Origin of the sequence: Rahnella perminowiae, assembly GCF_019049695.1 — a bacterium.
Classification (GTDB): Bacteria; Pseudomonadota; Gammaproteobacteria; order Enterobacterales; family Enterobacteriaceae; genus Rahnella; species Rahnella perminowiae.
This window is the reverse complement of the sequence record NZ_JAFMOT010000178.1, coordinates 89,873-114,668: the sequence shown is the minus strand read 5'-3', so window position 1 is coordinate 114,668 and position 24,796 is coordinate 89,873. Positions and strand designations below refer to the sequence as shown.

Annotated in this window: 21 protein-coding genes; 6 read left to right on the top strand and 15 right to left on the bottom strand. The window is 50.9% G+C overall.

Annotated elements, in window-relative coordinates; genetic code table 11:
* Window positions 1-50: 50 nt before the first annotated feature.
* Window positions 51-872 carry a 4-hydroxy-tetrahydrodipicolinate reductase gene (dapB, locus tag J1781_RS14265; RefSeq protein WP_129953240.1) on the bottom strand — a complete coding sequence of 274 codons (822 nt, stop codon included), beginning with the start codon at window positions 870-872 and terminating at the stop codon, window positions 51-53.
* A 686-nt stretch (window positions 873-1,558) separates the two neighbouring features.
* On the opposite strand from dapB, the gene J1781_RS14260 reads away from it, so the two are divergent.
* Window positions 1,559-2,704 carry a porin gene (locus J1781_RS14260; protein ID WP_129953241.1) on the top strand — a complete coding sequence of 382 codons (1,146 nt, stop codon included), beginning with the start codon at window positions 1,559-1,561 and terminating at the stop codon, window positions 2,702-2,704.
* 161 nt (window positions 2,705-2,865) lie between these two features.
* Window positions 2,866-3,741, top strand: a complete 876-nt coding sequence (locus J1781_RS14255) for an SMP-30/gluconolactonase/LRE family protein (RefSeq protein ID WP_217139519.1) — start codon at window positions 2,866-2,868, stop codon at window positions 3,739-3,741.
* A 66-nt stretch (window positions 3,742-3,807) separates the two neighbouring features.
* On the opposite strand, the gene ispH is transcribed toward J1781_RS14255, so the two are convergent.
* From ispH to ribF, 5 genes are all read right to left on the bottom strand, one after another.
* Window positions 3,808-4,761, bottom strand: a complete 954-nt coding sequence (gene ispH / locus J1781_RS14250) for a 4-hydroxy-3-methylbut-2-enyl diphosphate reductase (RefSeq protein WP_129953243.1) — start codon at window positions 4,759-4,761, stop codon at window positions 3,808-3,810.
* Window positions 4,742-5,212 carry an FKBP-type peptidyl-prolyl cis-trans isomerase gene (gene fkpB, locus J1781_RS14245; protein ID WP_129953244.1) on the bottom strand — a complete coding sequence of 157 codons (471 nt, stop codon included), beginning with the start codon at window positions 5,210-5,212 and terminating at the stop codon, window positions 4,742-4,744. Before fkpB ends, ispH begins: the two co-directional genes overlap by 20 nt.
* 5 nt (window positions 5,213-5,217) lie before the next feature.
* Complete coding sequence (lspA, locus tag J1781_RS14240) at window positions 5,218-5,724, bottom strand: signal peptidase II (RefSeq protein ID WP_015698717.1); 507 nt, start codon at window positions 5,722-5,724, stop codon at window positions 5,218-5,220.
* Entirely contained in the window at window positions 5,724-8,540 is a 2,817-nt protein-coding gene (gene ileS, locus J1781_RS14235) for an isoleucine--tRNA ligase (protein WP_129953245.1), read from the bottom strand. The genes lspA and ileS overlap by 1 nt, the downstream gene beginning before the upstream one ends.
* Before the next feature lie 61 nt (window positions 8,541-8,601).
* Window positions 8,602-9,540, bottom strand: coding sequence for a bifunctional riboflavin kinase/FAD synthetase (gene ribF / locus J1781_RS14230; protein WP_129953246.1), 939 nt, complete (start codon window positions 9,538-9,540; stop codon window positions 8,602-8,604).
* 439 nt (window positions 9,541-9,979) lie between these two features.
* On the opposite strand from ribF, the gene rpsT reads away from it, so the two are divergent.
* Complete coding sequence (gene rpsT / locus J1781_RS14225) at window positions 9,980-10,243, top strand: 30S ribosomal protein S20 (RefSeq protein WP_013577064.1); 264 nt, start codon at window positions 9,980-9,982, stop codon at window positions 10,241-10,243.
* Between the two features lie 74 nt (window positions 10,244-10,317).
* Here the strand turns inward: rpsT and nhaR are convergent, their stop codons facing one another.
* From nhaR to dnaK, 4 genes are all read right to left on the bottom strand, one after another.
* Complete coding sequence (gene nhaR, locus J1781_RS14220; protein WP_129953247.1) at window positions 10,318-11,208, bottom strand: transcriptional activator NhaR; 891 nt, start codon at window positions 11,206-11,208, stop codon at window positions 10,318-10,320.
* A gap of 33 nt (window positions 11,209-11,241) precedes the next feature.
* Window positions 11,242-12,417: a Na+/H+ antiporter NhaA gene (nhaA, locus tag J1781_RS14215; RefSeq protein ID WP_129953248.1), complete on the bottom strand. Its 1,176-nt coding sequence runs from the start codon at window positions 12,415-12,417 to the stop codon at window positions 11,242-11,244.
* A 229-nt stretch (window positions 12,418-12,646) separates the two neighbouring features.
* Window positions 12,647-13,780 (bottom strand): molecular chaperone DnaJ, encoded by a 1,134-nt coding sequence (dnaJ, locus tag J1781_RS14210; protein WP_047605755.1) that lies wholly within the window; start codon window positions 13,778-13,780, stop codon window positions 12,647-12,649.
* Between the two features lie 99 nt (window positions 13,781-13,879).
* The gene (gene dnaK / locus J1781_RS14205; RefSeq protein WP_129991300.1) at window positions 13,880-15,781 is read right to left on the bottom strand and encodes a molecular chaperone DnaK; all 1,902 of its coding nucleotides are present in this window, start codon (window positions 15,779-15,781) and stop codon (window positions 13,880-13,882) included.
* Between the two features lie 318 nt (window positions 15,782-16,099).
* Between dnaK and satP the strand changes: the two genes are divergently transcribed.
* The gene (gene satP, locus J1781_RS14200) at window positions 16,100-16,699 is read left to right on the top strand and encodes an acetate uptake transporter (protein WP_129953250.1); all 600 of its coding nucleotides are present in this window, start codon (window positions 16,100-16,102) and stop codon (window positions 16,697-16,699) included.
* Window positions 16,700-16,762: 63 nt separating this feature from the next.
* On the opposite strand, the gene J1781_RS14195 is transcribed toward satP, so the two are convergent.
* The 3 genes from J1781_RS14195 to tal all read right to left on the bottom strand — a co-directional run bounded on the left by J1781_RS14195 (window position 16,763) and on the right by tal (window position 19,895).
* Window positions 16,763-18,085: an MFS transporter gene (locus tag J1781_RS14195; protein WP_217233782.1), complete on the bottom strand. Its 1,323-nt coding sequence runs from the start codon at window positions 18,083-18,085 to the stop codon at window positions 16,763-16,765.
* 142 nt (window positions 18,086-18,227) lie between these two features.
* Window positions 18,228-18,815 (bottom strand): molybdopterin adenylyltransferase, encoded by a 588-nt coding sequence (mog, locus tag J1781_RS14190; protein WP_129953252.1) that lies wholly within the window; start codon window positions 18,813-18,815, stop codon window positions 18,228-18,230.
* Between the two features lie 126 nt (window positions 18,816-18,941).
* A complete protein-coding gene (gene tal / locus J1781_RS14185) occupies window positions 18,942-19,895 on the bottom strand; it encodes a transaldolase (protein ID WP_129991299.1) in 954 nt (317 codons plus the stop codon).
* Window positions 19,896-20,170: 275 nt separating this feature from the next.
* Between tal and J1781_RS14180 the strand changes: the two genes are divergently transcribed.
* Both J1781_RS14180 and yaaA read left to right on the top strand, forming a co-directional pair.
* A complete protein-coding gene (locus J1781_RS14180; RefSeq protein ID WP_217233781.1) occupies window positions 20,171-21,598 on the top strand; it encodes an alanine/glycine:cation symporter family protein in 1,428 nt (475 codons plus the stop codon).
* A gap of 112 nt (window positions 21,599-21,710) precedes the next feature.
* Entirely contained in the window at window positions 21,711-22,484 is a 774-nt protein-coding gene (yaaA, locus tag J1781_RS14175; RefSeq protein WP_217233780.1) for a peroxide stress protein YaaA, read from the top strand.
* A gap of 67 nt (window positions 22,485-22,551) precedes the next feature.
* On the opposite strand, the gene thrC is transcribed toward yaaA, so the two are convergent.
* The gene (gene thrC / locus J1781_RS14170; RefSeq protein WP_217218955.1) at window positions 22,552-23,841 is read right to left on the bottom strand and encodes a threonine synthase; all 1,290 of its coding nucleotides are present in this window, start codon (window positions 23,839-23,841) and stop codon (window positions 22,552-22,554) included.
* Between the two features lie 24 nt (window positions 23,842-23,865).
* Window positions 23,866-24,795: a homoserine kinase gene (gene thrB, locus J1781_RS14165; protein WP_129953257.1), complete on the bottom strand. Its 930-nt coding sequence runs from the start codon at window positions 24,793-24,795 to the stop codon at window positions 23,866-23,868.
* Window position 24,796 lies beyond the last annotated feature (1 nt).

Here is a 24,796-nt window from a genome sequence, read left to right as displayed (position 1 = left end):
TTTATCAAAAGATTATGACCAAAACAACCACATCACATCTAAACCATTTACTACAAATCATCCAAACCCAGGACATCCCGCATGTCATAAAGACCACTTTTATGCGAGGAAAGCCATTTTCCTGCACGAACTGCACCCTTTGCGAAAGTCATGCGGCTGGAAGCCTTGTGGGTAATCTCCACACGCTCACCGATATCGGCAAACATGGCAGTATGTTCACCCACGATATCGCCGGCGCGGAGGGTGGCAAAACCAATACTTTTGGGATCACGCTCGCCGGTATGGCCTTCACGGGCATACACCGCACAATCCTTGAGGTCACGCCCTAACGCATCAGCAATCACTTCGCCCATTGCCAGCGCTGTACCCGATGGTGCATCAACTTTATGACGGTGGTGCGCTTCGACAATTTCAATATCGGTATAGTCGCCCATAACTTTGGCCGCTTTTTCCAGCAGCTTGAGGACAACGTTTACACCCACGCTGAAGTTGGCCGCAAAAACCACCGGAATAACCTCAGAGGCTTGTTTAATTGCAGCCTTACCGGCGTCATCAAAGCCTGTAGTGCCGATAATCATACCTTTATGGTGTTTCTGGCAGAATTCAAGGTGTGCCAGCGTGCCTTCCGGACGGGTGAAGTCGATCAGAATATCGAAGTCATTGACTACGGAATCCAGATTATCATGCACTTTGATGCCCGCCGTCCCTACGCCAGCCAGTTCGCCCGCATCGGTTCCGACTAAGGAAGAACCCGAACGTTCAAGCGCTGCGCCCAACACCACACCACCGGCATCGGATACGGCCTGAATCAGCTGGCGGCCCATACGACCCCCTGCGCCAACAATGGCCATGCGAATATCAGCGTTACTCATAATTACTCTCTTCTTATTGTGGTTCTGTCTTGAAACAGAATCAGGTTATCGACCCCGCGATCAGGGAGCCAGCAAAATTGCTTCATAATTAGAAAATTATGATACAGGCCCGTTAATATCAGTAAAAGCCATCTGGTTTCAGGTTACGCATTTTGTGATTTTGTGTTAAACGACGGGCAGAACCGGAACTCACGGGCAAAAAAAAGCCAAAACATCCACTTTAAGGCGGCCCGCATAACCATGCAATGTAGTGCATAAGTTTCAGCGCCCCCTTCCTTATTTCCCCTATCTCACTACTTTGATTTTATCACTTCCGCGCAGGGCACCGTCTGACAATATGTAATAAAGAAGAAAGACCAATATGATGACGATGACTGAAAAAGCTTATTTACCCTCTTGGTGCTAACAGATAAGCAGCTAACGAAACATTTCTTAGATCTAAAACATTAAATTTTTATTATATATGATGAAATAATATTGATAAAATCAATGATTGTGATAATAAATAGCCACCTAATTTTAACTGCCGAAATTTGATTTAACGGGCAGTCAAAATGAGTAGCCAGGTTGCATAAGGCGCGTCTTCACCCTTACCAGACAGTCATCAGTAAGGGAAAAATAAAAACTACACATTGCCAATTTTGTTGCTGATTTTTCAGAACCGTATATTGGCACAGGGATTTAACATGAAATTCAAACTGAACAAAGTCACACAAGTGGCGACCGCAGGTCTTTTATTTGGCTTAGCTTCCTTTGCTGCACACGCAGAAATTACCCTGCTTAAACAAGATCCACAGCCAAACGATCCGCTGAGCCGTCTTAACTTCCAGGTCGGGGGCAGTATTCGCCCGCAGTTCCAGTTCCAAAACGGTGTGAAAAACTACAAAACCAATGGTTTTGATGGCGGTACGCGTTTCCGTTTCTCTGCTGATTATTATCTGTTTGATGACATCAGCTGGATTAACTACTACGAATTGGGTGTAAATATTCCAGCCCTGACTGGCTGGGATAATCACTATGCGAAGGGTGCGCATAACACCAGCCGTCGTATGCTCTACACCGGTCTGAAAAGCAAAACCTACGGCCAGCTGACCTTTGGTCAGCAAAACAGCGTTTATTACGATGTGGTGGGTGCGAAAACCGATATCTGGGATTATGACATGCTCGCCCAGGCACCAGGCAATGGGGTGAACGGTGACTACGATGGTTCTTACCGTTCCCGTAAGATGTTGAAATATAAAAACACCTTCGGCGACGCAGATGTTTACGCATCGTACTTGTTCGAAGACAGCGAACTGCTGACCGGTAAAAATGGCCTGCGTTACAAACGTAACGGCGGCGGTTCTGTCGGTGTCGATTACCACATCACCAAAGACCTGACCTGGGGTACTGCGTACAACTACACCGATGCAGAAATGAGAAATCCAGGTGATAACACGTCTAAAGATTACAACCAGAGCATTGTCGGTACTGCACTAAGCTGGAAGCCAGGCAACTGGACAGCGTCCTTCGGTGGCGGTTACTACCATGACTTCCTGACAACAGGCGTGAAAACTGAAGATCACTTCTTCGCCGGTGACGCTTACGGCCTGGAATACTTCCTGGGTTATGCTTTCCCAATCAATCAGCTGGCCGTTAAAACCATTCAGCCATACTTCATGGGTGACCGTCTGACCTATGTGACTGGCCGTAATTACCAGCGTATTGATAACGGTCTGGGTGTGTCCTTCCAGCTCGATTACGGCTTCCGTGTAGATTACGAACATGTGTTCACTTCTTCTACCGATAACCTCGGTGATATGAACCTGATCCGTCTGCGTTACGACTTCTAAGCCTTAACGACTGAACTTCCGGGGCCGGCTTTACGTCTTATTGACGGGCTGGCCCTTTCTTTTTACAGCATTTCATCTATCCCCCACGGCCAAAGCCAGACTAGACTGAATACAGACAGTCACCCGCTCTATTCATTTGTAACCTGCAGGAGATCTTTGCGATGTCAGCATTTTTCCGGTCCGACATTACTGCCATTGGCGACTATCGAGCCGAATTGGGTGAAACCCCCGTCTGGTGCCAGCGTACACAATCTTTGCTTTGGGTCGATATTCTGGCTCAGCGTGTTCTGCGTTACTGGCCCGATAACGGGCAAACCGAAATTCATCAACTCCCCGCACTGACCAGCGCCGTGTTGCTGACCGAAAAAAGAAATCAGTTTTTGCTGGTTTCCGTCGACGGGATACATCTCTACGATTACGAACAGAAAAGCCGCCAGAAGCTGTGTGATTATCCCGGCGCAGAAGGCACGCGTCCGAATGAAGCGGCCATTGCGCCTGATGGCTCACTGTGGTTTGGCACACTGGATATAAAGGAAGAAAAGGACAACGGCGAATGGTTCCGCTATGAGGCCGGTACAGAAAGGCCGGAAATGATGCTTGATAATGTCGGGTGTACCAATACTCTGGTCTGGTATGAAGGCAAGGTGTGGTTTGCAGACAGCAAAAAGAAACGTTTCTTCTCCGCCAATGCCCGCCGCATCAATCCGCTGAAAATATCCTGTTTTTCTTCGGGTGATAAGATCCCTGATGGCTCTGCGCTGGCACAGAATGGCTGGCTGATCACCGCCTGCTGGGGCTCAAAATGCCTGCTTCGCCAGCAAATCAATCAGGGTGAACTGCTCACGCTGGATACGCAACCGGTGCCGGTGACACAACCCAGTTGTTGCACCTTTGGCGGTCCGGATATGACAGAACTGTTTATCACATCGGCACGCAAAAATCTCGATGCACCGCATGCACTGGAAGGCGCGTTACTGCATGTGGAAACTACCACGGTCGGCTCGCCGCAAAATTTATTCAAACTCCTGCCTCATTGATGCCATAAAAGTGCAGACATAAAAAAACCGGCCACATTGAGCCGGTTTTTCATTCAGATTCTGCGCTCAGTCGATCTGACGCACATCGACACGCAGTTCTTTTGGCACTTCAAATACAATATTTTCTTCGCGCCCTTCGATGTTGATGACATCAAGTCCGCCAAAAGTTTTCAGCTTGCTGATCACATCCTGCACCAGAATATCCGGTGCCGATGCGCCTGCGGTCACGCCGATGCTTTTCGCATCTTTCAGCCAGCTTTCCTGAATATCAGCCGCCGAATCAATCAGATAAGAAGGTACGCCGACGCGCTGCGCCAGTTCGGCAAGACGGTTGGAGTTCGAGGAATTCTTCGACCCCACCACCAGCACAACATCTGCCCCGTCAGCCAGCGTACGCACGGCCTCCTGACGGTTAGTCGTGGCATAACAAATATCATCTTTACGCGGCCCGATGATTTTCGGGAAACGTTCGCGAAGCGCATCAATCACGGCAGAAGTATCATCGACCGACAGCGTGGTTTGGGTCATAAAGCACAGATTATTCTCGTCTTTCACCTGCAATTTATAAACATCTTCAGGTGCTTCGACCAGATACATTCCCCCTTTCGGGTTGCTGTACTGCCCCATAGTGCCTTCCACTTCAGGATGCCCGGCATGGCCAATCAAAATCGCTTCAGTACCTTTACGGCTGGCGCGCGCCACTTCCATATGAACTTTCGTCACCAGCGGACAGGTGGCATCAAAGAGCATGGTCAGGGCACGTGCTTTCGCTTCTGCGCGTACTGCCTGAGAAACGCCGTGAGCGGAGAAGATTAGAATAGATCCATCAGGTACTTCACTGATTTGCTCAATGAAAACAGCACCGCGCTGACGCAGGCTGTCGACCACGTAACGGTTATGCACCACTTCATGGCGGACATAGATAGGTGCGCCGTAAATTTCCAGCGCACGTTCCACAATACTGATTGCGCGGTCAACACCCGCACAAAATCCTCGCGGATTAGCCAGCAATATCTGCATGTTTCCCCTCAAGCTCCGGGTCAATTTCCAGCACTTCAATATCGAAATCGATATGTTGCCCTGCCAGCGGATGGTTGAAATCTACAGTGATTGAATCTTCTGTCACTTCACGGACAACGCCCGGCATTTCATTGCCATCACGACCACTGAACAACATGATGGTGCCCACGTCCGGCACCCCGGTTTCCTGAAAATCACGGCGGGAGAAGAACTGAACCAAATCCGGGCTCTTGCTGCCGAATGCAGATTCAGGGGCTAACGTAAACGCCCGCTTATCCCCGACGTTCAGCCCTAACAGCTGATTTTCCAGCGCATCAGACAAACTGCTGTCGCCAAGGCGAAACAGTGCAGGTTTGCCATTGGCGCGGGTTGACTCCGCCGTTGAGCCATCTTCCAGCTTCAACGTAAAGTGCACCAGTACAGCGCTGTCGTGTTTCACCTGCTGAGACATAGAACTTATCCTTTACTCTTTGTAGCTTCAGAGGGTTTTGCCAGAAAACCCTCCAACACCACCATGGCTGCGCCGACACAGATAAAGCTGTCGGCCAGATTGAACGTAGCGAAATGCCAGTTACCGACATAAAAATCGATAAAATCGACCACAAAACCGTGATACAAACGATCAAATAAGTTGCCCAGCGCCCCGCCGATGATCATCGCAAAAGCGATGTTATTCAGCTTTTGCTTCGCGCTGCCGCGATACATCAGCACCACCAGCGCCACGACAATCACCAGCGCAATTAACGCAAAGAACCAGCGCTGCCAGCCGCCTTTATCAGCCAGGAAACTAAACGCAGCGCCATGATTCTGAGCGTAGAACAGGTTTAAATACGGGATCAAAGGCATGGATTCACCGAGCTGGAAGTTCCCCATAATGAGAAACTTACTGCCCAGATCCACGATGATGACCACGACCGCCAGCCAGAGCCAGCGGAGTCCGGTGGAACAAATCGATTTACTCATTATGCAAACTTACGCTCTTCGCCGTCACCGGCGATGTTAGTGACACAGCGACCGCAGATGTCGCTGTGTTCCGCGTTCTGACCAACGTCAGTCGTGTAATGCCAGCAGCGCGGGCATTTATCGCCTTCCGCTTTCGCCAGACCAATTTTCAGGCCCTTAAGCAATTCACTTGGCTGAGCAGCATCGTCAGCTTCTGACAGCGCCGCGACTTTCGCGCCTGATGTCAGCAGCACGAAGCGCAGTTCATTGCCCAGAGAACGCAGGTCAGTTGCCAGCGCGTCATCAGCAAACAGGGTGACAGCAGCTTCCAGTGAACCGCCAAGACGTTTATCAGCACGCGCCTGCTCGATCACTTTGTTCACTTCACCACGCACTTTGAGCAGCTCATCCCAGAACGCATCGTTCATGGATTCATTTCCTGCCAGACCGAACAAACCGTCATACCATTCTTCGGTAAAGACGAATTTCTCACGGCTTCCCGGCAATTCAGCCCAGATTTCATCGGCAGTGAACGACATGATCGGTGCCATCCAGCGGACCAGTGCTTCGCTGATGTGATACAGCGCGGTCTGGCAACTGCGACGTGCAATGCTGTCACTTTTTGCGGTGTACTGACGATCTTTGATGATGTCCAGGTAGAAGGAACCCATTTCGATCGAGCAGAACTGCATCAGACGCTGAACGACGCCGTGGAAATCATAAGCTTCATACGCGGCAATGATTTCTTCCTGTGCAGCTTTAGCGCGCCCTACAGCCCAGCGATCCAACACCACCATATCTTCCGGCGCCACGCTGTGCAGCGCAGGATCGAAGCCGTTAAGGTTCGCCAGCAGGAAGCGCGCAGTGTTACGGATACGGCGGTAAGAATCGGCAGCACGTTTCAGGATCTCGTCGGACACGGCAATTTCGCCCGTGTAATCCGTAGACGCCACCCACAGACGCAGAATATCGCCGCCCAGCTTGTTCATCACATCCTGTGGAGCGATGGTATTACCGATGGATTTAGACATTTTGCGGCCCTGACCATCCACGGTGAAACCGTGTGTCAGCACTTGCTTGTAAGGCGCTTTGCCTTTCATTGCCGTCGCAATCATCAGGGAAGACATGAACCAGCCGCGATGCTGGTCAGACCCTTCCAGATACAAATCAGGAGAATGCCCGTTGAACTCAGGACGCACATCCACGACGGAAGAATGCGTTGAACCGGAGTCAAACCAGACGTCCAGCGTATCCGGCACTTTGACGTATTCAGCCGCGTCAGCCCCCAGAATATCTTCCGGATTCAGATCCCACCACGCCTGAATGCCATCCACTTCAACACGTTTTGCCACTTCTTCCATCAGCTCAAGACTGCGCGGATGCAATTGCTCGGTGTCTTTATGGACGAACAGAGACATCGGCACACCCCAGGTACGCTGACGGGAGATACACCAGTCAGGACGGTTAGCGACCATGTTTTCAATACGTGCCTGGCCCCAGTCCGGGATCCACTGTACGCCCTTGATCTCTTCCAGAGATTGCTGACGCAGGCCCTTCTGATCCATGCTGATGAACCATTGTGGCGTGGCGCGGAAGATGATTGGCGTTTTGTGACGCCAGCAGCACGGATAACTGTGCGTGATTTTCTCAACGTGCAGCAATGCGCCTTTTTCACGCAGCAACTCAACGATCAGGTCATTGGCTTTAAAGACGAATTTACCGTCCAGCGTCGGGTAAGTGCCCGGCAGATAGCAACCGTTCGGCCCTACCGGATTGGCGACTTCCAGACCGTATTTCTGGCCGATGACAAAGTCATCCGGGCCGTGACCCGGTGCGGTATGCACGGCACCGGTACCGGCATCGAGCGTCACGTGATCGCCAAGGATCGCCGGCACATCGAAGTCGAGGAACGGGTGTTTGAAACGCAACAGCTCAAGATCTGCGCCTTTACATTCGCCCAGCACGGTCCATTCTGCGATACCGGCGCGTTTCATGACGCTTTCAACCAGATCGGTCGCCAGGATCAGACACTGACCTTCCACCTGAACCAGCTGATAAGCAAACTCCGGATTCAGTGAAATAGCCCGGTTAGCAGGCATGGTCCACGGTGTAGTGGTCCAGATTACCAGTGAAATCGGGCCATTAAACGCTGATACACCAAATTTCGCGGCAACAGCGGCGGCGTCAGTTGCGTTGAACGCAACATCTATAGAAGGAGAGGTTTTGTCGTAATACTCAACCTCTGCTTCTGCCAGTGATGAACCGCAATCTGTACACCAGTGAACCGGCTTAGCCCCTTTGTGCAGGTGGCCGTTACCGATGATTTTACCCAGTGCACGAATGATGTTGGCTTCAGTTTTGAAATCCATCGTCAGGTACGGATGATCCCAGTCACCTAATACGCCCAGACGGATGAAGTCTTTCTTCTGACCTTCAACCTGTTCTGCTGCATATTTACGGCAGGCTTCGCGAAATTCCGCTGCCGTGACTTTCTCACCCGGCTTACCGATCAGTTGTTCGACTTTCAGCTCGATCGGCAGACCATGACAATCCCAGCCTGGTACATACGGGGCATCAAAGCCCGCCAGCCCTTTGGACTTAACGATCATGTCTTTAAGAATTTTATTGACTGAGTGACCAATATGAATGCTGCCGTTCGCATACGGAGGGCCGTCATGCAAAATAAAGGTTTTCTTGCCTTTCTTGGCAGCACGAATAATCCCGTACAGATCCTGGTCATACCAATTCTTCAGCATGTCAGGTTCACGCTTGGCCAGATCGCCACGCATCGGGAACCCTGTTTCCGGCAAATTCAGGGTGTTCTTGTAGTCACTCATAGATTCTCGGTTCCGTTTTCGGCTGGATTCCAGGCTTTGTTACAGGCCTGTCAGTACATGTTTAGCGCAGTGTCTTTAACCCAAAGAATTCACGGGCCGTCACTTCATCGTTCGCAATTTGTTGCTTTAAAGCATCAAGCGAGGAGAAACGCTGTTCGTTGCGCAATTTCGCGCGGAGCACCACATCAATGTGGCGCCCGTATAAATCTAATGTGGTGTCGAGCAGGTGCACTTCCAACTGCTTGCGCACACCACCGACTGTCGGGCGTATTCCAATGTTCGCCACGCCCGGCAACGGTTCAGGCCCGAGGCCTAAGACTTCAACTGCATACACACCGCGCACCGGAGAGACGACCCGCTTCAACGGCACGTTCGCCGTCGGGAAGCCGATAGTACGCCCGAGTTTATCACCGTGTACGACACGGCCAGAGATGCTGAACGGGTGACCCAGTAAATTCTCGGCCAGCGCCAGATCATCGTCACGCAACGCATTACGGATCGCCGTGCTGCTGATGCGGTTCCCACCTTCACGGAAAGTTTGCGTGCTGATCACTTCAAAACCGTATTCTTCACCGGCCTTCTGTAATAGCTCAAAATCCCCGAGACGGCTGGCTCCAAAGCGGAAATCATCCCCGACAGTCAGGAACCTGACGCCCAGCTTTTCAACCAGCAGCTGCGAGATAAATGCCTGTGCCATGTGTGCTGCGAACCGTGGCTCGAAGCGAACACATAAAAGGTAATCTACGCCGCACTCTGCCAGATACTTGGCCTTATCGCGCAAACTGGTCAGGCGTGCAGGTGCTTTATCACCGGCAAACAGTTCCAGAGGCTGGGGCTCAAAAATCATTACCATCACCGGCAGTCCCAGACGTTGACCTTCCAGCTTAAGCTGTTCAATCAGGGCCTGGTGGCCACGGTGTACACCATCAAAATTGCCAATAGTCAGCACACACCCATGATGACGTGCCCGAATATTGTGTATTCCGCGAATTAGCTCCATAGCTGGCTCAAATCCAATGCTGACTCATAACGATGGAAATCGGCGGATTATACCTTGTACAGCCTCCAAGGTTAACCAGCGATTAGCAGGATCACACCATTCTCTCTTGCATACGGCAGATATTGCGGTTCAAATGGCGGCGTGGCGATGAAAATCTTTCGTTGCATACAGGGAATGCGTGACTTTTCGCATAAACAAAGCGTTAATGGCCGTAGTGGGCAGTTTGTACACTCTCCTGTCGATTTTTCTCGCGAAAGACTGTATTCCGATGCCGGAAGCTGTTAAAATCCTGCGCCATCACAACGTAACAAGCGACGAGTAAAGTTCACTCTTTAAAACGCCGCTTATTTGCACAAATCCGTTGACAAAAGAAGACCGAAAAGGCATATTCCTCGGCCTTTGAATTGTTCATCAATAGAAAAATATTTGGGAGTTGGCCTTGGCTAATATCAAATCAGCTAAGAAACGCGCCGTACAGTCAGAAAAACGCCGTAAGCACAACGCGAGCCGTCGTTCTATGATGCGTACCTTTATCAAGAAGGTATACGCGGCTATTGCAGCAGGCGACAAAGCTGCTGCACAAAACGCATTTAACGAAATGCAACCAATCGTGGACCGTCAGTCTTGCAAAGGCCTGATCCACAAAAACAAAGCAGCGCGTCATAAGTCAAACCTGACTGCGCAAATCAACGCAATGCAATAATCGCATTACGCTGAAATGCTTGATAAAAAAGCCGGCTCACGCCGGTTTTTTTATATCTGAAAGTTGAGTAATTTCTACTCAAACAATGCTGAAAAGTCGGTGTAACAAATCCTCTGCACAGAAGGATGTTGAATCATTCTTTCGGCAAAAATCACGTAATACTCTTCCATAATTCCTTCGACGCGCCCGACTTCCTCGATTTTCTCATCCTGAAATTCAGTTGATGAATAAACGGCCGGAGCGACAAATATCGCATCGTTGTTCATTCCAAACGCTTTCATCAGCGCGGCATCGTCAAACTCACCAAGAATATTGACCTTCAACCCCTGCGTATTAAACCAGTTAAGCAACTTACGTCCCAGCATCGAACGCCGGCCGGGGATGAGTAATGGACGATGCTCCAGGCAATCCGGAAAATCCATGCCTGACGGCGGATTACAACAAAAGAAGCTGATCGGACTTTCACCCAGTTTGACCGAAAACAACCCTTCCTGCTGGGTAGAATCCACCGGGCAATCTGACAAAATCATGTCCAGTTTATGCTGACTCAGCTGTTCAAGCAGCATTTCGTGAGTCGATTCAAAACAGCGCAGGTGAATTTGTGCGTTGTCCGGCGGCACCGCAGCTTCCAGCACACGGCTGACCAGTCGTTTGGATAACGCATCCGCCACACCTACATCAAATAGCAGGCTCGCCTCTTTGCGGTAATTCACAATATCCAGCATTTCCTGACTGAGAGTGAACATCTTATCGGCATAGCGGTAAATCAGTTGCCCCAGTTCAGAAGGCACCAGCCCCCGCCCCAGCCGTTTGAAGAGTTTGCCATCCAACCTTTCTTCCAGAGACTTAATCTGTCCGGTGATGGTTTGCGGAGTAAGATGTAATGCTTCTGCCGCCCCTACAACTGAACCTGATTTGCATACGTGCCAGAAATAATACAAATGGTTGTAATTAATATGAGGCATGGTTTCACCCTTTCCTGAAGTATAAAGTCAGCATTATGCTGTACGTTTCTTCGGTAAGGCCCGGCTCAGGAGCAGGTATCCCAGAACCGCTGATGCGACTGAACCCATCAGTATACCCATTTTTGCATATGTCAGCAGCGCGGGTTCAAGCGTTGCAAAAGCCAGAGAACCGATGAAAATCGACATAGTGAAACCGATGCCACACAGCACGGAAACTGCCGCAATCTGACTAAAGGTTATGCCGGATGACAGACGTGTCATTCCTGATTTCAACGCGATCCCCCCGAACAGCATAATACCCAGCGGCTTACCGAGCACAAGCCCGGCAGCAATACCCATGGGTAATGTTGAGAATGAACCCGCGACCGTCACGCCCTGCAATGAGATACCGGCATTGGCGAACGCGAACATCGGCAAAATAAACCAGGAAACATAAGGATGGATCCCATGTTCCAGACGGCGTGCCGGTGATTTTTTATTCTCTTTGGTCCTTAACGGAATTAAGAAACCAAGAATGACACCCGCCAGTGTCGCGTGAATCCCTGATTTCAGCACACAGACCCAGAATACGGCACCAATCAGCAGGTAAGGCGTCAGCTTTGTTACTCCGCGCCAGTTCAGGAAAGCCAGGGCCGCGATGCAGACCGCCGATAAACCCAGCGCCATCATCGACACATCATGGCTATAAAACAGAGCAATGATCACAATGGCACCCAGGTCATCAATAATCGCCAGAGCCAGCAGGAATACTTTTAACCCGGTTGGTACACGCGAGCCCAGCAGCGCCATTACACCCAGCGCAAACGCAATGTCCGTTGCTGCCGGAATAGCCCACCCCTGACGGGCGATTTCATCGCCGCCGTTAAACAGTAAATAGATTAATGCCGGAACAACCATACCACCGAGCGCAGCAATGGCAGGAAACATCGCCTGCTGGCGATTGGCCAGCGCACCTTCACACATCTCCCGCTTTACTTCCAGACCAATCATCAGAAAGAAAACCGCCATCAGGCCATCGTTAATCCACAGCAAAAGTGGCTTGTCGATCAGAAGTTCGGAAAAACGTAAGGTGACGGGAACATCGAGAAACGCCTGATAAACTCCCTGCAACGGGCTGTTCGCCATGATTAATGCCACGATGGCTGCAATGATTAACACCACACCACCGGCGGCTTCCATCCGTAAAAACTGACGAATAATATTCGACATCCTGATTCTCCTGTAGAAAAAACGTGGCAAGAAAATGCTTACCACAATGGAATGTCTGAATTGTACGCAAACAATCACTTCGTAAAAAGTCGATTATTTCTGCATTATAGCTCGTTTTTTACGAGGCATTGGATTTCCCTTTTTACATCAGAATGCATAAAAAATCCCCGGCGCGTTAACCGCTGCCGGGGATGTTGTCTGGCTCTGCATCGCTGTATCCAGCGAATGGTTAGCGGGTCAGATCATCAAAAAACTTTTTCACGCCGTCGAGGAAGCTTTTGGAGCGCGGGCTGTTTTTTTCACCCGAAACACCGCCAAAACTTTCTTCCAGATCCCGCAGCAACTGCTTCTGCTTCTCGTTCAGACTGACCGGAGTTTCTACCACCACACGGCACATCAGGTCGCCCTGAGCACCACCACGGACAGATTTTACGCCGCGTCCGCGCATACGGAACATTTTCCCCGTTTGCGTTTCAGCCGGGATTTTCAGGCTCACGCGACCATCAAGCGTTGGCACTTCAATTTCGCCACCCAGTGCCGCCATGGCGAAGTTGATTGGTACTTCGCAGTACAGGTTATTACCTTCGCGCTCAAAGATTTTGTGCGCTTTAACCTGAACCTGGACGTACAGGTCCCCTGACGGAGCACCATGCTCACCGGCTTCGCCTTCACCTTCTAGACGAATACGGTCGCCCGTATCCACACCCGCAGGAATTTTCACTGACAGCGTTTTTGAACGTTCTACGCGACCATGTCCGTGACATTTTGTGCACGGATCTTTAATCACTTTACCGCGCCCCTGACAGGTCGGACACGCTTGCTGAACTGTGAAGAAGCCCTGACGCATCTGAACCTGGCCTGCACCATGACAGGTCGGACAGGTGGCCGGAGAGCTACCCGCTTTCGCGCCGCTGCCGTGACAAACGTCACATTCATCCAGTGTCGGGATGCGGATTTCTTTGGTGACACCACGAACGGCCTCTTCCAGAGTCAGATCCATGTTGTAACGCAGGTCTGAACCCCGGCTGGCACGCTGACGGCGACCGCCGCCAAAGATGTCGCCAAAGACGTCACCAAAGATGTCGCTGAAATCTGCACCGCCGCCGTAGCCACCGCCACCACCGCCCATGCCACCTTGCTCAAAGGCTGCATGACCGTACTGGTCATAGGCCGCACGCTTTTGCGCATCGGTCAGAATTTCATAAGCTTCTTTAATTTCTTTGAATTTACTTTCCGATTCTTTATCGCCCTGATTACGGTCAGGGTGATGTTTCATCGCCAGACGCTTATAAGCCTTTTTGATTTCACGCTCATCCGCTGTTTTGGATACGCCTAAAATCTCGTAATAATCTTGCTTCGCCATGCTTTAACCTACCCTCAACATGCGTGCACGGGCGTAGAGTTTCCTCGACGCCCGTGCTGGTTATCAGTAAAGCTTCTTACTGTGCCCGCTTAAGGGCGATTATTTTTTGTCTTTAACTTCTTCGAATTCAGCGTCAACAACGTCATCATCTTTCTGCGCGCTGGTGTCGCCGCCTTCTGCCTGGCCTTGCTGCTGAGCCATTTCCATCAGTTTGCCGGAAACCTGTACCAGCGCCTGGATTTTCGCTTCGATATCAGCCTTATCTTCACCTTTAGCAGACACTTCCAGTGCTTTCAGGGCTTCTTCTACGGCAGTTTTGTCTTCAGCTGGCAGTTTGTCGCCCGCTTCTTCCAGTTGCTTACGGGTACCGTGGATCAGATGATCCGCCTGGTTGCGGGTCTGAACCAGTTCTTCAAACTTACGGTCAGATTCGGCATTGGCTTCAGCATCATTAACCATTTTCTGGATTTCTTCTTCGCTCAGACCAGAAGATGCCTTGATGGTGATCTTCTGCTCACGGCCGGTATTTTTGTCTTTCGCAGACACATGCAGGATACCGTCGGCATCAAGGTCGAAGGTGACTTCGATCTGAGCCTGACCGCGTGGTGCTGCCTGAATACCGTCCAGGTTGAATTGACCCAGAGATTTGTTATCACTTGCACGCTTACGTTCACCCTGCAACACATGGATGGTGACTGCAGACTGGTTGTCTTCCGCAGTAGAGAACACCTGGCTGTGTTTAGTCGGGATAGTGGTGTTTTTGGTAATAAGCGGAGTCATCACGCTGCCCATGGTCTCGATACCCAGAGACAACGGCGTTACATCCAGCAGCAGAACATCTTTCACATCACCTGCCAATACACCACCCTGAACCGCTGCACCGATTGCCACAGCTTCGTCCGGGTTCACGTCTTTACGTGGTTCTTTACCGAAGAAATCTGCAACTTTCTTCTGAACCATTGGCATACGGGTCTGACCACCCACCAGGATAACGTCCTGAATATCAGAAACTGACAGACCTGCGTCTTTCAGCGCCACTTTCAGTGGTTCGATAGAACGGTTAACCAGGTCTTCTACCAAAGATTCCAGTTTTGCACGGGTCACTTTGATGTTCATGTGTTTAGGGCCTGTCGCATCAGCAGTGATGTACGGCAGGTTCACGTCAGTTTGCTGAGCAGAAGACAATTCAATCTTCGCTTTTTCAGCGGCTTCTTTCAGACGTTGCATCGCCAGTGGATCGTTACGCAGATCCATGCCTTGCTCTTTCTTAAATTCTTCAACCAGATAGTTGATCATACGGCTATCGAAGTCTTCACCACCAAGGTGAGTGTCACCGTTGGTCGCCAGTACTTCAAAGGTTTTTTCACCGTCAACTTCATCAATTTCGATAATAGAGATATCGAAAGTACCACCACCCAGGTCATATACCGCGATAGTACGGTTGCCGATTTCGCGATCCAGACCATACGCCAGTGCTGCAGCAGTCGGTTCGTTGATGATACGTTTGACTTCCAGACCTGCGATACGGCCAGCGTCTTTCGTTGCCTGACGCTGAGCATCGTTGAAGTAAGCAGGTACGGTGATAACAGCTTCAGTTACCGGTTCGCCCAGATAATCTTCAGCGGTTTTCTTCATTTTCTTCAACACTTCGGCAGAGATCTGCGGCGGTGCGATTCTTTGACCTTTAACGTCGATCCACGCATCGCCATTGTCAGCGCTTACGATCTGGTAAGGCATGATGCCTTTATCACGTTGTACTTCTTCATCCTGGAAGCGACGGCCAATCAGGCGCTTGATCGCAAACAAGGTATTCTGCGGGTTAGTCACAGCCTGACGTTTAGCCGGAGAACCTACCAGAGTCTCGCCATCTGCCGCATAAGCGATGATGGAAGGAGTGGTGCGGTCGCCTTCAGCATTCTCCAGTACACGAGCAGTCGTGCCATCCATGATAGCTACACAAGAGTTGGTGGTGCCCAGGTCGATCCCAATAATTTTACCCATCTAAAACGTCTCCACTTAAATTCATATTCGTTCAGGTTGCTACTGTATATGTGGCCGATCTTTACGATTTCAACAGCCCCATTTAACGGATTTCCCGACGGTAACAACTGCGGTTGGGAATAAGATGGGGCCATGCCGCTCAGCATCAAGGGGCAAAGTGAAAAAAAATCTTCAATTGCTGTTACGCCAGATCAATGTTTGCTGACGCAACCCTCCTTATGATGCCGCGCGCTTCTACGATATGTGGGTTTTTTGCCCATTTCCCAAGCGTTTCTTCCCCCGATTATCAATTAATAATAATTCCGATACAGAGGATCTATGCACAGCAAAACGTTGGCAAATCCAGGCCCGCTCGGGCTGATGGGATTTGGTATGACCACAATCTTATTAAATTTACACAACGCAGGTTTTTTCCCTCTGACCGCAGTCATTGTCAGTATGGGGATTTTTTATGGTGGTTTGATTCAAATTCTTGCCGGGATGATGGAATTTAAAAAAGGGAATACGTTCGGTACCACCGCATTCACTTCTTATGGCGCGTTCTGGTTAAGCCTGGTCGGCATCTTAATGCTACCGCGCATGGGCATGGCCGATGCCAGTAGCGAAGCTTTCCTCGGTGCTTATCTCGGCATCTGGGGTGTGTTCACCTTATTCATGTTTTTTGGCACCCTGAAAGCAAACCGCGGTATACAGGTTGTTTTTGGCAGTCTGACGATTTTGTTCGCCCTGCTTTGCTATGGAAATATGACCGGGAATGCTGCTGTTCTGCATTTTGCTGGCTTTGAAGGCATCTTCTGCGGCGCCAGCGCGATTTACCTGGCGATGGCCGAAGTGCTGAACGAGCAATATGGCCGTACTGTTTTGCCAGTCGGTGAGCCAAAAAACCACGCTCCGCAAGTTGACGCTGTTGTGGCATAAGTGCCCTCAGCCACGCGCAAAAAGCCCTGCATTGCAGCAGGGCTTTTTAGACATAAAATCCAATCACTGGCCGGAAGCGGCACCCTCGGAAAATTTCGCTGTGCGGGTCGTTTCGCTGTCCAAATCACGGCTGAGATAAAGACCGGTCAGCAAGCCAATCGCCGACAAAGCCAGCACATACCAGGCGGGAGCCATCGGTGTCAGGCGCATGAACAATGTGACAAAGACGGGCGTCAGACCACCGAAAATCGCGTAGGCCACATTGTATGAAAAAGAGATGCCGGTAAAACGGACTTCCGCCGGAAACGCCCGCACCATCACGTAAGGTACGGCGCCAACTACGCCCACGCTTAGCCCTGCCAGCGCATACATGCCCATCAGCACTGAGGCGTCTGCCGCGACCATGTGATAAAAAGCAGCGCTGCAAATCCCGAGGAACAGGCTGCCGAAGATAAAGGTTTTGCTGGCTCCGAGGCGATCAACAATGCTGCCCGAAATAATGCACCCGAACATCAGCGCCACGGTGGCCAGACAATTTGCCTGTAATGCCGCTGCCGCCGGAATGCCGAACTGCTTCTGCAACCAGGTGGGGGTCATCAGGATCACCACCACGATGCCCGCTGATAACAGCCAGGTCATCAGCATTGATACCACGACTTCTTTTTTGTGATTGGCAATGACGGCTTTCAAGGGTAGTTCTTCCGCCAGCGCCTTACGCGTTTTCATTTCAATGAAGACAGGCGTTTCCTGTAACCAACGGCGCAGATACATCGCGATCAGACCAAAAATTCCGCCTATGAAGAACGGGATACGCCAGCCGTACTGACTGATGGCGGCTGGTGTCATGCTGGTGTTCAGTAAAGTTGCCACCAGAGAACCCAGCAGGATCCCCAGCGTTAAACCGGCTGTGAGAGTGCCGCAAGCGAAACCGATGCGGTTACGCGGTACATGTTCGGCGACAAATACCCATGCGCCCGGCACTTCGCCGCCAATTGCTGCCCCTTGTAACAGGCGCATCAGCAACAGTAACAGCGGAGCCGCCATGCCAATCGAGGCGTATGTTGGCAACATCCCCATCGCCAGCGTGGGTAATGCCATCAGCAAAATGCTCAGACTGAACATGCGCTTACGGCCGACCAAATCCCCGAAGTGTGCCATGATAATGCCGCCCAGCGGACGCGCCAGATAACCGGCAGCAAAAATACCAAAGGTCTGAACCTGACGGAGCCAGTCGGGCATATTGGCCGGGAAGAAGAGATCGCCTATCACCGCAGCGAAGAAGACAAAAATGATAAAGTCGTAAAATTCCAGGGCGCCGCCCAGTGCAGCGAGGGAAAGCGTTTTGAAGTCCTGCCGGTTCAACCGGCGCGATTGTGCGTGTTGCATAGGATACCGTCAGACACCAGAGTGAAAAAATGGAAAGGTTTTTGCCACCTTTTGTAAAGTAATTATTACTATATCGGCAAATATTTTTCACACCAGTCGTGTCTGACGCTTAACATCGCTAAATTTCAAAAAGGAACGGTATTCAGTTTTTTGTATCGCGGCGGGCACTTTTCGGACGGAAAGCTGCTACCACCTCATCATGGGTTTCAATATAGGGCCCGTCGAGTAACTGGATACAATAAGGCACGCTGGCAAAAATGCCGGAAACTATCACTTTACCGTCCGCATCCTTCAGCCCTTCCAGCGTTTCCTGAATGGATTTCGGCTGGCCGGGTAAATTCAGGATCAACGCCTGTTTGCGAATCACCCCAACCTGACGCGATAAAATCGCCGTCGGCACGAAGTGCAGGCTGATCTGGCGCATCTGTTCGCCAAAGCCGGGCATTTCCCGGTCGGCCACAGCCAGGGTGGCATCCGGCGTGACATCACGACGCGCAGGCCCGGTTCCCCCGGTAGTCAGTACCAGATGACAACCGCTTTCATCGACCAGTTCGCTAATCGCCTGTTCAATCAGCGGCTGCTCGTCAGGGATCAGTTTTTTTTCCAGCTTAAAGGGCGTAATCAGCGCTTTTTGCAGCCATTCTTCCAGCGCCGGAATTCCTTTGTCCTGATAAACGCCGCTCGATGCGCGGTCCGATACTGATACCAGACCAATTCGTAATGTATCCATGCTATTTCTCCACAGCATTTTTCTTCGTAGTCACAGCACTCAGTATATCGGTAACCGGCCGGTGGTTTTATCACAGCCATAAAAAAAGCGGCTGATTAGCCGCTTGATGCTGAAACAGAGCGCTGATTACAGCAAATCAGAAATCATTTTTTCCAGTTTACCCTGATCGACTGCAAACTTACGGATACCGTCAGCCAGTTTGTCGATCGCCATTGGATCCTGGTTATGCTCCCAGTAGAACTGAGATTCAGTCAGTGGTGCAGGACGTGGCTTGGTTTCACCGGAGAAGGACAGTTTGCGCTCCAGCGGGCCTTCGCTTTCTGCCAGTTCTTTCAGCAGCGTAGGGGCGATGGTCAGGCGGTCACAGCCTGCCAGTTCAATGATTTCGCCAATGTTACGGAAGCTTGCCCCCATCACGACAGTTTCATAGCCGTGTTGTTTGTAGTATTCGTAGATTTCGGTCACCGACACGACGCCCGGATCTTCATGCGGTGCGAACTCTTTTTTGTCACCGTTGGCTTTGTACCAGTCAAGGATACGGCCAACGAACGGAGAAATCAGGAAGACCCCCGCTTCAGCACAAGCACGCGCCTGAGCGAAGGAGAACAGCAGCGTCAGGTTACAGTTGATGCCTTCTTTTTCCAGTTTCTCAGCAGCGCGGATGCCCTGCCAGGTCGAAGCCAGTTTGATCAGGATACGGTCATTGCTGATACCCGCATCATTGTAGAGTTTGATCAGGCGTTTGGCTTTGGCCACGCTTGCATCAGTATCGTATGACAGACGTGCATCAACTTCTGTTGAAATACGGCCCGGGACCAGTTTCAGGATTTCCAGACCGATGTTCACTGCCAGTTTGTCAGCGGCATCAGTAATCTGCTGGTCATGATCGCTGCTCTGGTCACGTGCCCAGGCGATAGCTTCGTCGATCAGTTTACGGTATTCAGGGATTTGGGCAGCGCTGAGGATCAGAGACGGATTAGTGGTCGCATCCTGCGGCTGGTACAACTTCATTGCCGCGATATCTCCGGTGTCAGCTACAACCTGAGTCATTTGGCGTAGGGAAGTCAGTTTATCGGTCATTTTGGCATATCTCATCGTTTGGACGTTTTCGTATAGACATTTTCATGCCTTGCCTTTGGCTGATGATAACATGCAAAAAGCCAGGCGCAAGGCGCATATCACGGCGTGCTCGGCTACGAGCATGCCGTGATTTTTCACCTTCCAAAACACGCAAAGTCAGTCAAAATGCCTATGTCACCCATTCGATAAAAAAGGTATGTTAGCCACCCAAAGTGGTCATTGCCCGCAAGCAAACAAATAAAAACGATGAAGGGCGAATCAACCAAGGACAATTCATGAACGACCTGCTGGATTTTTTCGACACAATTCTCTGGAGTTCGATCCTGATTTACCTGCTGTGCGGCACCGGCATTTACCTCACGTTCCGGCTTGGCTTTATTCAGTTCCGTCATTTTGGCCACCTTTTCTCCTCCACACTTTATAAACAAAAACACACCACGAGAGGTATTTCCCCGTGGCAGTCGCTGTGTCTGAGCCTTGCATCGCGTATTGGTACCGGCAACCTCACCGGTGTCGCCATCGCCATTACGCTGGGCGGCCCCGGCGCAATCTTCTGGATGTGGATAATTGCGGTTTTCAACATGGCGACGGCAATGATAGAAAACACGCTGGCGCAGGTTTACAAAGGCAATGCAGCTCAGGGGAAATTTCGTGGTGGTCCGGCGGATTACATGGAAAAAGGGTTGGGAATGCGCTGGATGGGTGTCCTGTTTTCTTCACTGATGGTGATTTCCTGTGGCTTTATTTTCAGTGCATTACAGGCTAATTCCATTGCGCAGGCCTCTTTTCACCTTCTGCATATACCGGCACTGGTTACCGCCTGCATTTTATCCGCACTGATCGCAATACTGATCTTCGGCGGTATACGGGCAATAACCGGGCTTACAAAATGGCTGATGCCGATGATGGCCTTCGCGTATCTGTTGCTGGCCATCTGGATCATTGGTCATCAAGTTGAAAGATTGCCCCAGGTGCTGGTGCTGGTATTCAAAAGTGCCTTTGGCATACAGCAGGCGGCATCCGGCGCACTGGCATATGGCATAACACAGGCCATCACACAGGGAATGCAGCGCGGCGCTTTTGCCAGCGAGGCCGGTGTCGGTTCTTCACCCAATGCAGCGGCGATGGCCGGCGTCAGCCATCCGGCCATGGCGGGATTCAGTCAGATGTTTGCAGTCTTTATCGATACCATGGTGATTTGTACTGCCACTGCGCTGATCATCCTGACGTCAGGAACCCTTGATCAACCTGACGCTGCAACCGGTATCCGGCTGATACAACAATCGATTATGCCGGTGACCGGAAGCTGGAGCCATGTGGTTCTGGCCATACTGGTCTTCTCTTTTGCATTTACGTCGATTGCCGGAAACTATGCCTATGCCGAAAACAATCTGAATTTCTTTCACCGTTCTTCACCTCTGAAATTAATGATTTTCAGGTTACTGGTCATCGCCATGGTGTTCTGCGGATGTCTGCTGGAAATTCAGTTGTTATGGAAGCTGGCTGATATCTTTATGGCATTGATGGCAATACTCAATCTCACCGCATTGCTGCTGCTCTCGGGAATTGCGGTCAGCGTGGTGAAAGATTATGAACGTCAGCGACGTATGGGGAAAATACCGGTGTTTAACCCTGACAATTACCCTGAATTACGCGGCCAGATCCAGCCTGGTGTCTGGGATAAAAAAATGCCTCCGCGCTGACGTTGTCTGCTTTTACCTATCGATATCATGCCTCCATCGCCGTGGCTTTTTTGCTACAGTGAGGCCACAAAGATTCCTGAATGTGAACCGTCACTGACCAACGGACGAGACTATGTTAACCATTATTTCACCTGCCAAAACGCTCGATTACGAAAGCCCGCTTGCGACAACGCGCTACACTCAACCGGAGTTGCTGGATAAATCCAGCCAGCTGATCACCGTGGCACGTAAAATGTCCCCGGCGCAAATCTCTTCACTGATGGGGATCAGCGATAAACTGGCCCATCTCAACGCAGAACGTTTCAATGACTGGCAGCCGGATTTCACACCGGAAAATGCGCGTCAGGCTTTGCTGGCCTTTAAAGGTGATGTTTATACGGGCCTGCAGGCAGAAGATTTCAGTGAGAAAGATTTTGATTTTGCTCAGAAACATCTGCGGATGTTGTCCGGCTTATATGGCCTGCTGCGCCCGCTGGATCTGATGATGCCTTACCGGCTGGAAATGGGTATCCGGCTGGAAAACCCACAGGGCGCTAATCTGTACGCCTTCTGGGGAGATTTACTGACTGAAAAACTCAACCACTTACTCAGCGAACAAAAAAACCAGGTGCTGGTGAATCTGGCGTCCGATGAATACTTCAAAGCCGTGAAACCTAAACTGCTGGATGGCGAAATTATCAAGCCGGTATTCCTCGACGAGAAAAACGGCAAATATAAAGTCATCAGCTTCTATGCCAAAAAAGCGCGCGGCCTGATGAGCCGGTTTATCATCAAAGAACGCCTTGATAAGCCGAAACAGCTTCAGGATTTCAATCTGGAAGGTTACGGGTTTGATGAATCACGTTCGCAAGGTAATGAACTGGTCTTTACCCGCCCAGAACGCTGATCCTTTTGATCTGCCTATATAAAAAAGCCCTCGCGGAGAGGGCTTTTACATGTCAGAAGCAGGCTATTTATTCAGGTAATGCCATCAGGAATGCGCGCATTTCGCTGAAATCAGCCGGCAGATTGTGCGACAACAATGGCAGGTCAGCGCGATCCGCCAGTTCTTTCGGCAAACCAATATCCTGATCCAGGATCGCTTCCACGCTTTCCTTGAATTTTGCCGGATGCGCCGTCCCGATGAACAGGCCAAATTCACCCGGCTGCAGCTGATCGCGCAGTACGCGGTAAGCAATTGCCGCGTGAGGTTCCGAGGTATAACCGATATTGGCCAGCTCGCGCATCGCATCTTCGGTGGTGTCATCGCTGACTGTGCCAAAGCCCAGATCTTTCAGTTGCCAGGTTTTACGACGATACAGCTCTTCCACGCGCGGCCAGTTGTTGGGCTGGCTGACATCCATTGCGTTCGACAGCGTCGCAACGGTTTTCTTCGGCTCCCATTCACCGTTAGACAGAAAACGCGGCACTGTGTCATTGGCGTTGGTCGCAGCGATAAAGCGTTTCACCGGCAGGCCGAGAGATTTCGCCAGCAGACCTGCCGTTAAATCACCAAAGTTACCGCTTGGCACGGAAACCACCAGCTGATTGCGCGCTTCCTGAGGCAGTTGGGCAACGGCTTCAAAGTAATAACAAATCTGTGCCAGCAGACGGCTGATGTTGATAGAGTTCGCCGAATTCAGTTTCAGCGCAAATTTCAGCTCTTCATCATCAAATGCCTGTTTCACCAGCGCCTGACAGGCATCAAAGTCACCGTCGATGGCGACGGTATGAATGTTGCCACCGAGGGTGCAGAACAGTTTTTCCTGCAACGGACTGATTTTGCCGCGCGGGTACAGAATCACCACTCGCACATTTTTCAGGCCGTGGAAGGCATGCGCCACTGCCGCACCGGTATCACCGGACGTCGCAGTCAGAATGGTCACCGGCTGATCGCCCGATACCTGAGTCAGGATTTGCGCCATAAAGCGGCCGCCGAAATCTTTAAAAGCCAGGGTCGGGCCGTGGAAAAGTTCCAGACAGGCAATGTCTTCTTCCACGTTGACGACAGGTGCCGGGAAAGCAAACGCGTTTTTCACACGCTGATATAATTCTTCTTCCGGAATTTCATCGCCGATGAAAGCAGAAAGAATGCGGCTACTGCGGGTGACGAAATCCAGTTCCAGCAAACGGTCGATTTCCGTCAGTTCAAACTCCGGCAGTTCCAGCGGAAAGAATAATCCCTGCTGTTTTCCAAGGCCTTGTTTGACGGCCTGAGCAAAGCTGACCTGCTCGTTATGATCCTTCAGGTTGTACAGTTTCATTAGTTATCCCAATAAATTATCGAGTTATCCCAATACCCGCGCGCCCGCGGTATCAAGACGACAAATATGAACAAAGCCTTCGTCATTTTGCAGATAATGCGTCTGCAACCAGTCAGCCATACGTTTCGCTGTCGCGCTGTCATTGCACACCGCAAACAGCGTCGGGCCTGAGCCGGAAATCCCGCAAGCCAGCGCACCAATTTCTTCTGAGGCGCTGCGCGCCTGGGCAAAACCTGGCAGCAGACGGGTACGGTAAGGCTCAGCAATCACATCTTTCATCAGCTTTGCAGCCAGTGCGGGTTGCTGAGTGTGACAGGCATGGATAAAGCCCGCCAGATAACGTCCGTGGCTGATGCAATCCTGACGACGATACTGCGCGGGTAAAATGGCACGCGCTTCGGCCGTTGAAACTTTGATGCCCGGATACGCCATCACCCACAGCCAGTCGTCAAAACCTGGCACAGGCTGGCTGATGATATCGAGTTCTTCCAGCATCAGCTGAATGCCGCCTAAATAGCATGGCGCGACATTATCGAAATGCACGCTACCGGAAATACGCCCTTCAAGCTCACCCATCAGCAACAGCATCTGGTTTTCATTAAGCGGCTTACCACAAAACTCGTTCATCGCCATCAGACCGGCAACCACAGAACAGGCGCTGGAACCCAGACCTGAGCCGATCGGCATGTTTTTTTCCAGCGTCATCGCCACCGGCACTTGCTTGCCGATTTCCTGACAGAAACGCTGCCAGCACTGATAAACAATGTTGTCTTCCATACGATCCGGCAGTTTAGACACAAACTTGCCTTCGTTTTTCAGACTGAAGACGGTGGCTGGCTCAACGGAAACACAGTCCCCCAGCAGCGTGCCATCCACCGGAGAAACGGCCGCGCCCAACACATCGAAGCCTACGCTGACGTTCCCGATTGAAGCCGGGGCATACACCTTAACCATA

Coding starts and splice junctions, on each gene's coding strand:
- dapB (WP_129953240.1), bottom strand. CDS start 872: ATGAGTAACGCTGATATTCGCATGGCCATTGTTGGCGCAGGGGGTCGT.
- J1781_RS14260 (WP_129953241.1), top strand. CDS start 1,559: ATGAAATTCAAACTGAACAAAGTCACACAAGTGGCGACCGCAGGTCTT.
- J1781_RS14255 (WP_217139519.1), top strand. CDS start 2,866: ATGTCAGCATTTTTCCGGTCCGACATTACTGCCATTGGCGACTATCGA.
- ispH (WP_129953243.1), bottom strand. CDS start 4,761: ATGCAGATATTGCTGGCTAATCCGCGAGGATTTTGTGCGGGTGTTGAC.
- fkpB (WP_129953244.1), bottom strand. CDS start 5,212: ATGTCTCAGCAGGTGAAACACGACAGCGCTGTACTGGTGCACTTTACG.
- lspA (WP_015698717.1), bottom strand. CDS start 5,724: ATGAGTAAATCGATTTGTTCCACCGGACTCCGCTGGCTCTGGCTGGCG.
- ileS (WP_129953245.1), bottom strand. CDS start 8,540: ATGAGTGACTACAAGAACACCCTGAATTTGCCGGAAACAGGGTTCCCG.
- ribF (WP_129953246.1), bottom strand. CDS start 9,540: ATGGAGCTAATTCGCGGAATACACAATATTCGGGCACGTCATCATGGG.
- nhaR (WP_129953247.1), bottom strand. CDS start 11,208: ATGCCTCATATTAATTACAACCATTTGTATTATTTCTGGCACGTATGC.
- nhaA (WP_129953248.1), bottom strand. CDS start 12,417: ATGTCGAATATTATTCGTCAGTTTTTACGGATGGAAGCCGCCGGTGGT.
- dnaJ (WP_047605755.1), bottom strand. CDS start 13,780: ATGGCGAAGCAAGATTATTACGAGATTTTAGGCGTATCCAAAACAGCG.
- dnaK (WP_129991300.1), bottom strand. CDS start 15,781: ATGGGTAAAATTATTGGGATCGACCTGGGCACCACCAACTCTTGTGTA.
- satP (WP_129953250.1), top strand. CDS start 16,100: ATGCACAGCAAAACGTTGGCAAATCCAGGCCCGCTCGGGCTGATGGGA.
- J1781_RS14195 (WP_217233782.1), bottom strand. CDS start 18,085: ATGCAACACGCACAATCGCGCCGGTTGAACCGGCAGGACTTCAAAACG.
- mog (WP_129953252.1), bottom strand. CDS start 18,815: ATGGATACATTACGAATTGGTCTGGTATCAGTATCGGACCGCGCATCG.
- tal (WP_129991299.1), bottom strand. CDS start 19,895: ATGACCGATAAACTGACTTCCCTACGCCAAATGACTCAGGTTGTAGCT.
- J1781_RS14180 (WP_217233781.1), top strand. CDS start 20,171: ATGAACGACCTGCTGGATTTTTTCGACACAATTCTCTGGAGTTCGATC.
- yaaA (WP_217233780.1), top strand. CDS start 21,711: ATGTTAACCATTATTTCACCTGCCAAAACGCTCGATTACGAAAGCCCG.
- thrC (WP_217218955.1), bottom strand. CDS start 23,841: ATGAAACTGTACAACCTGAAGGATCATAACGAGCAGGTCAGCTTTGCT.
- thrB (WP_129953257.1), bottom strand. CDS start 24,795: ATGGTTAAGGTGTATGCCCCGGCTTCAATCGGGAACGTCAGCGTAGGC.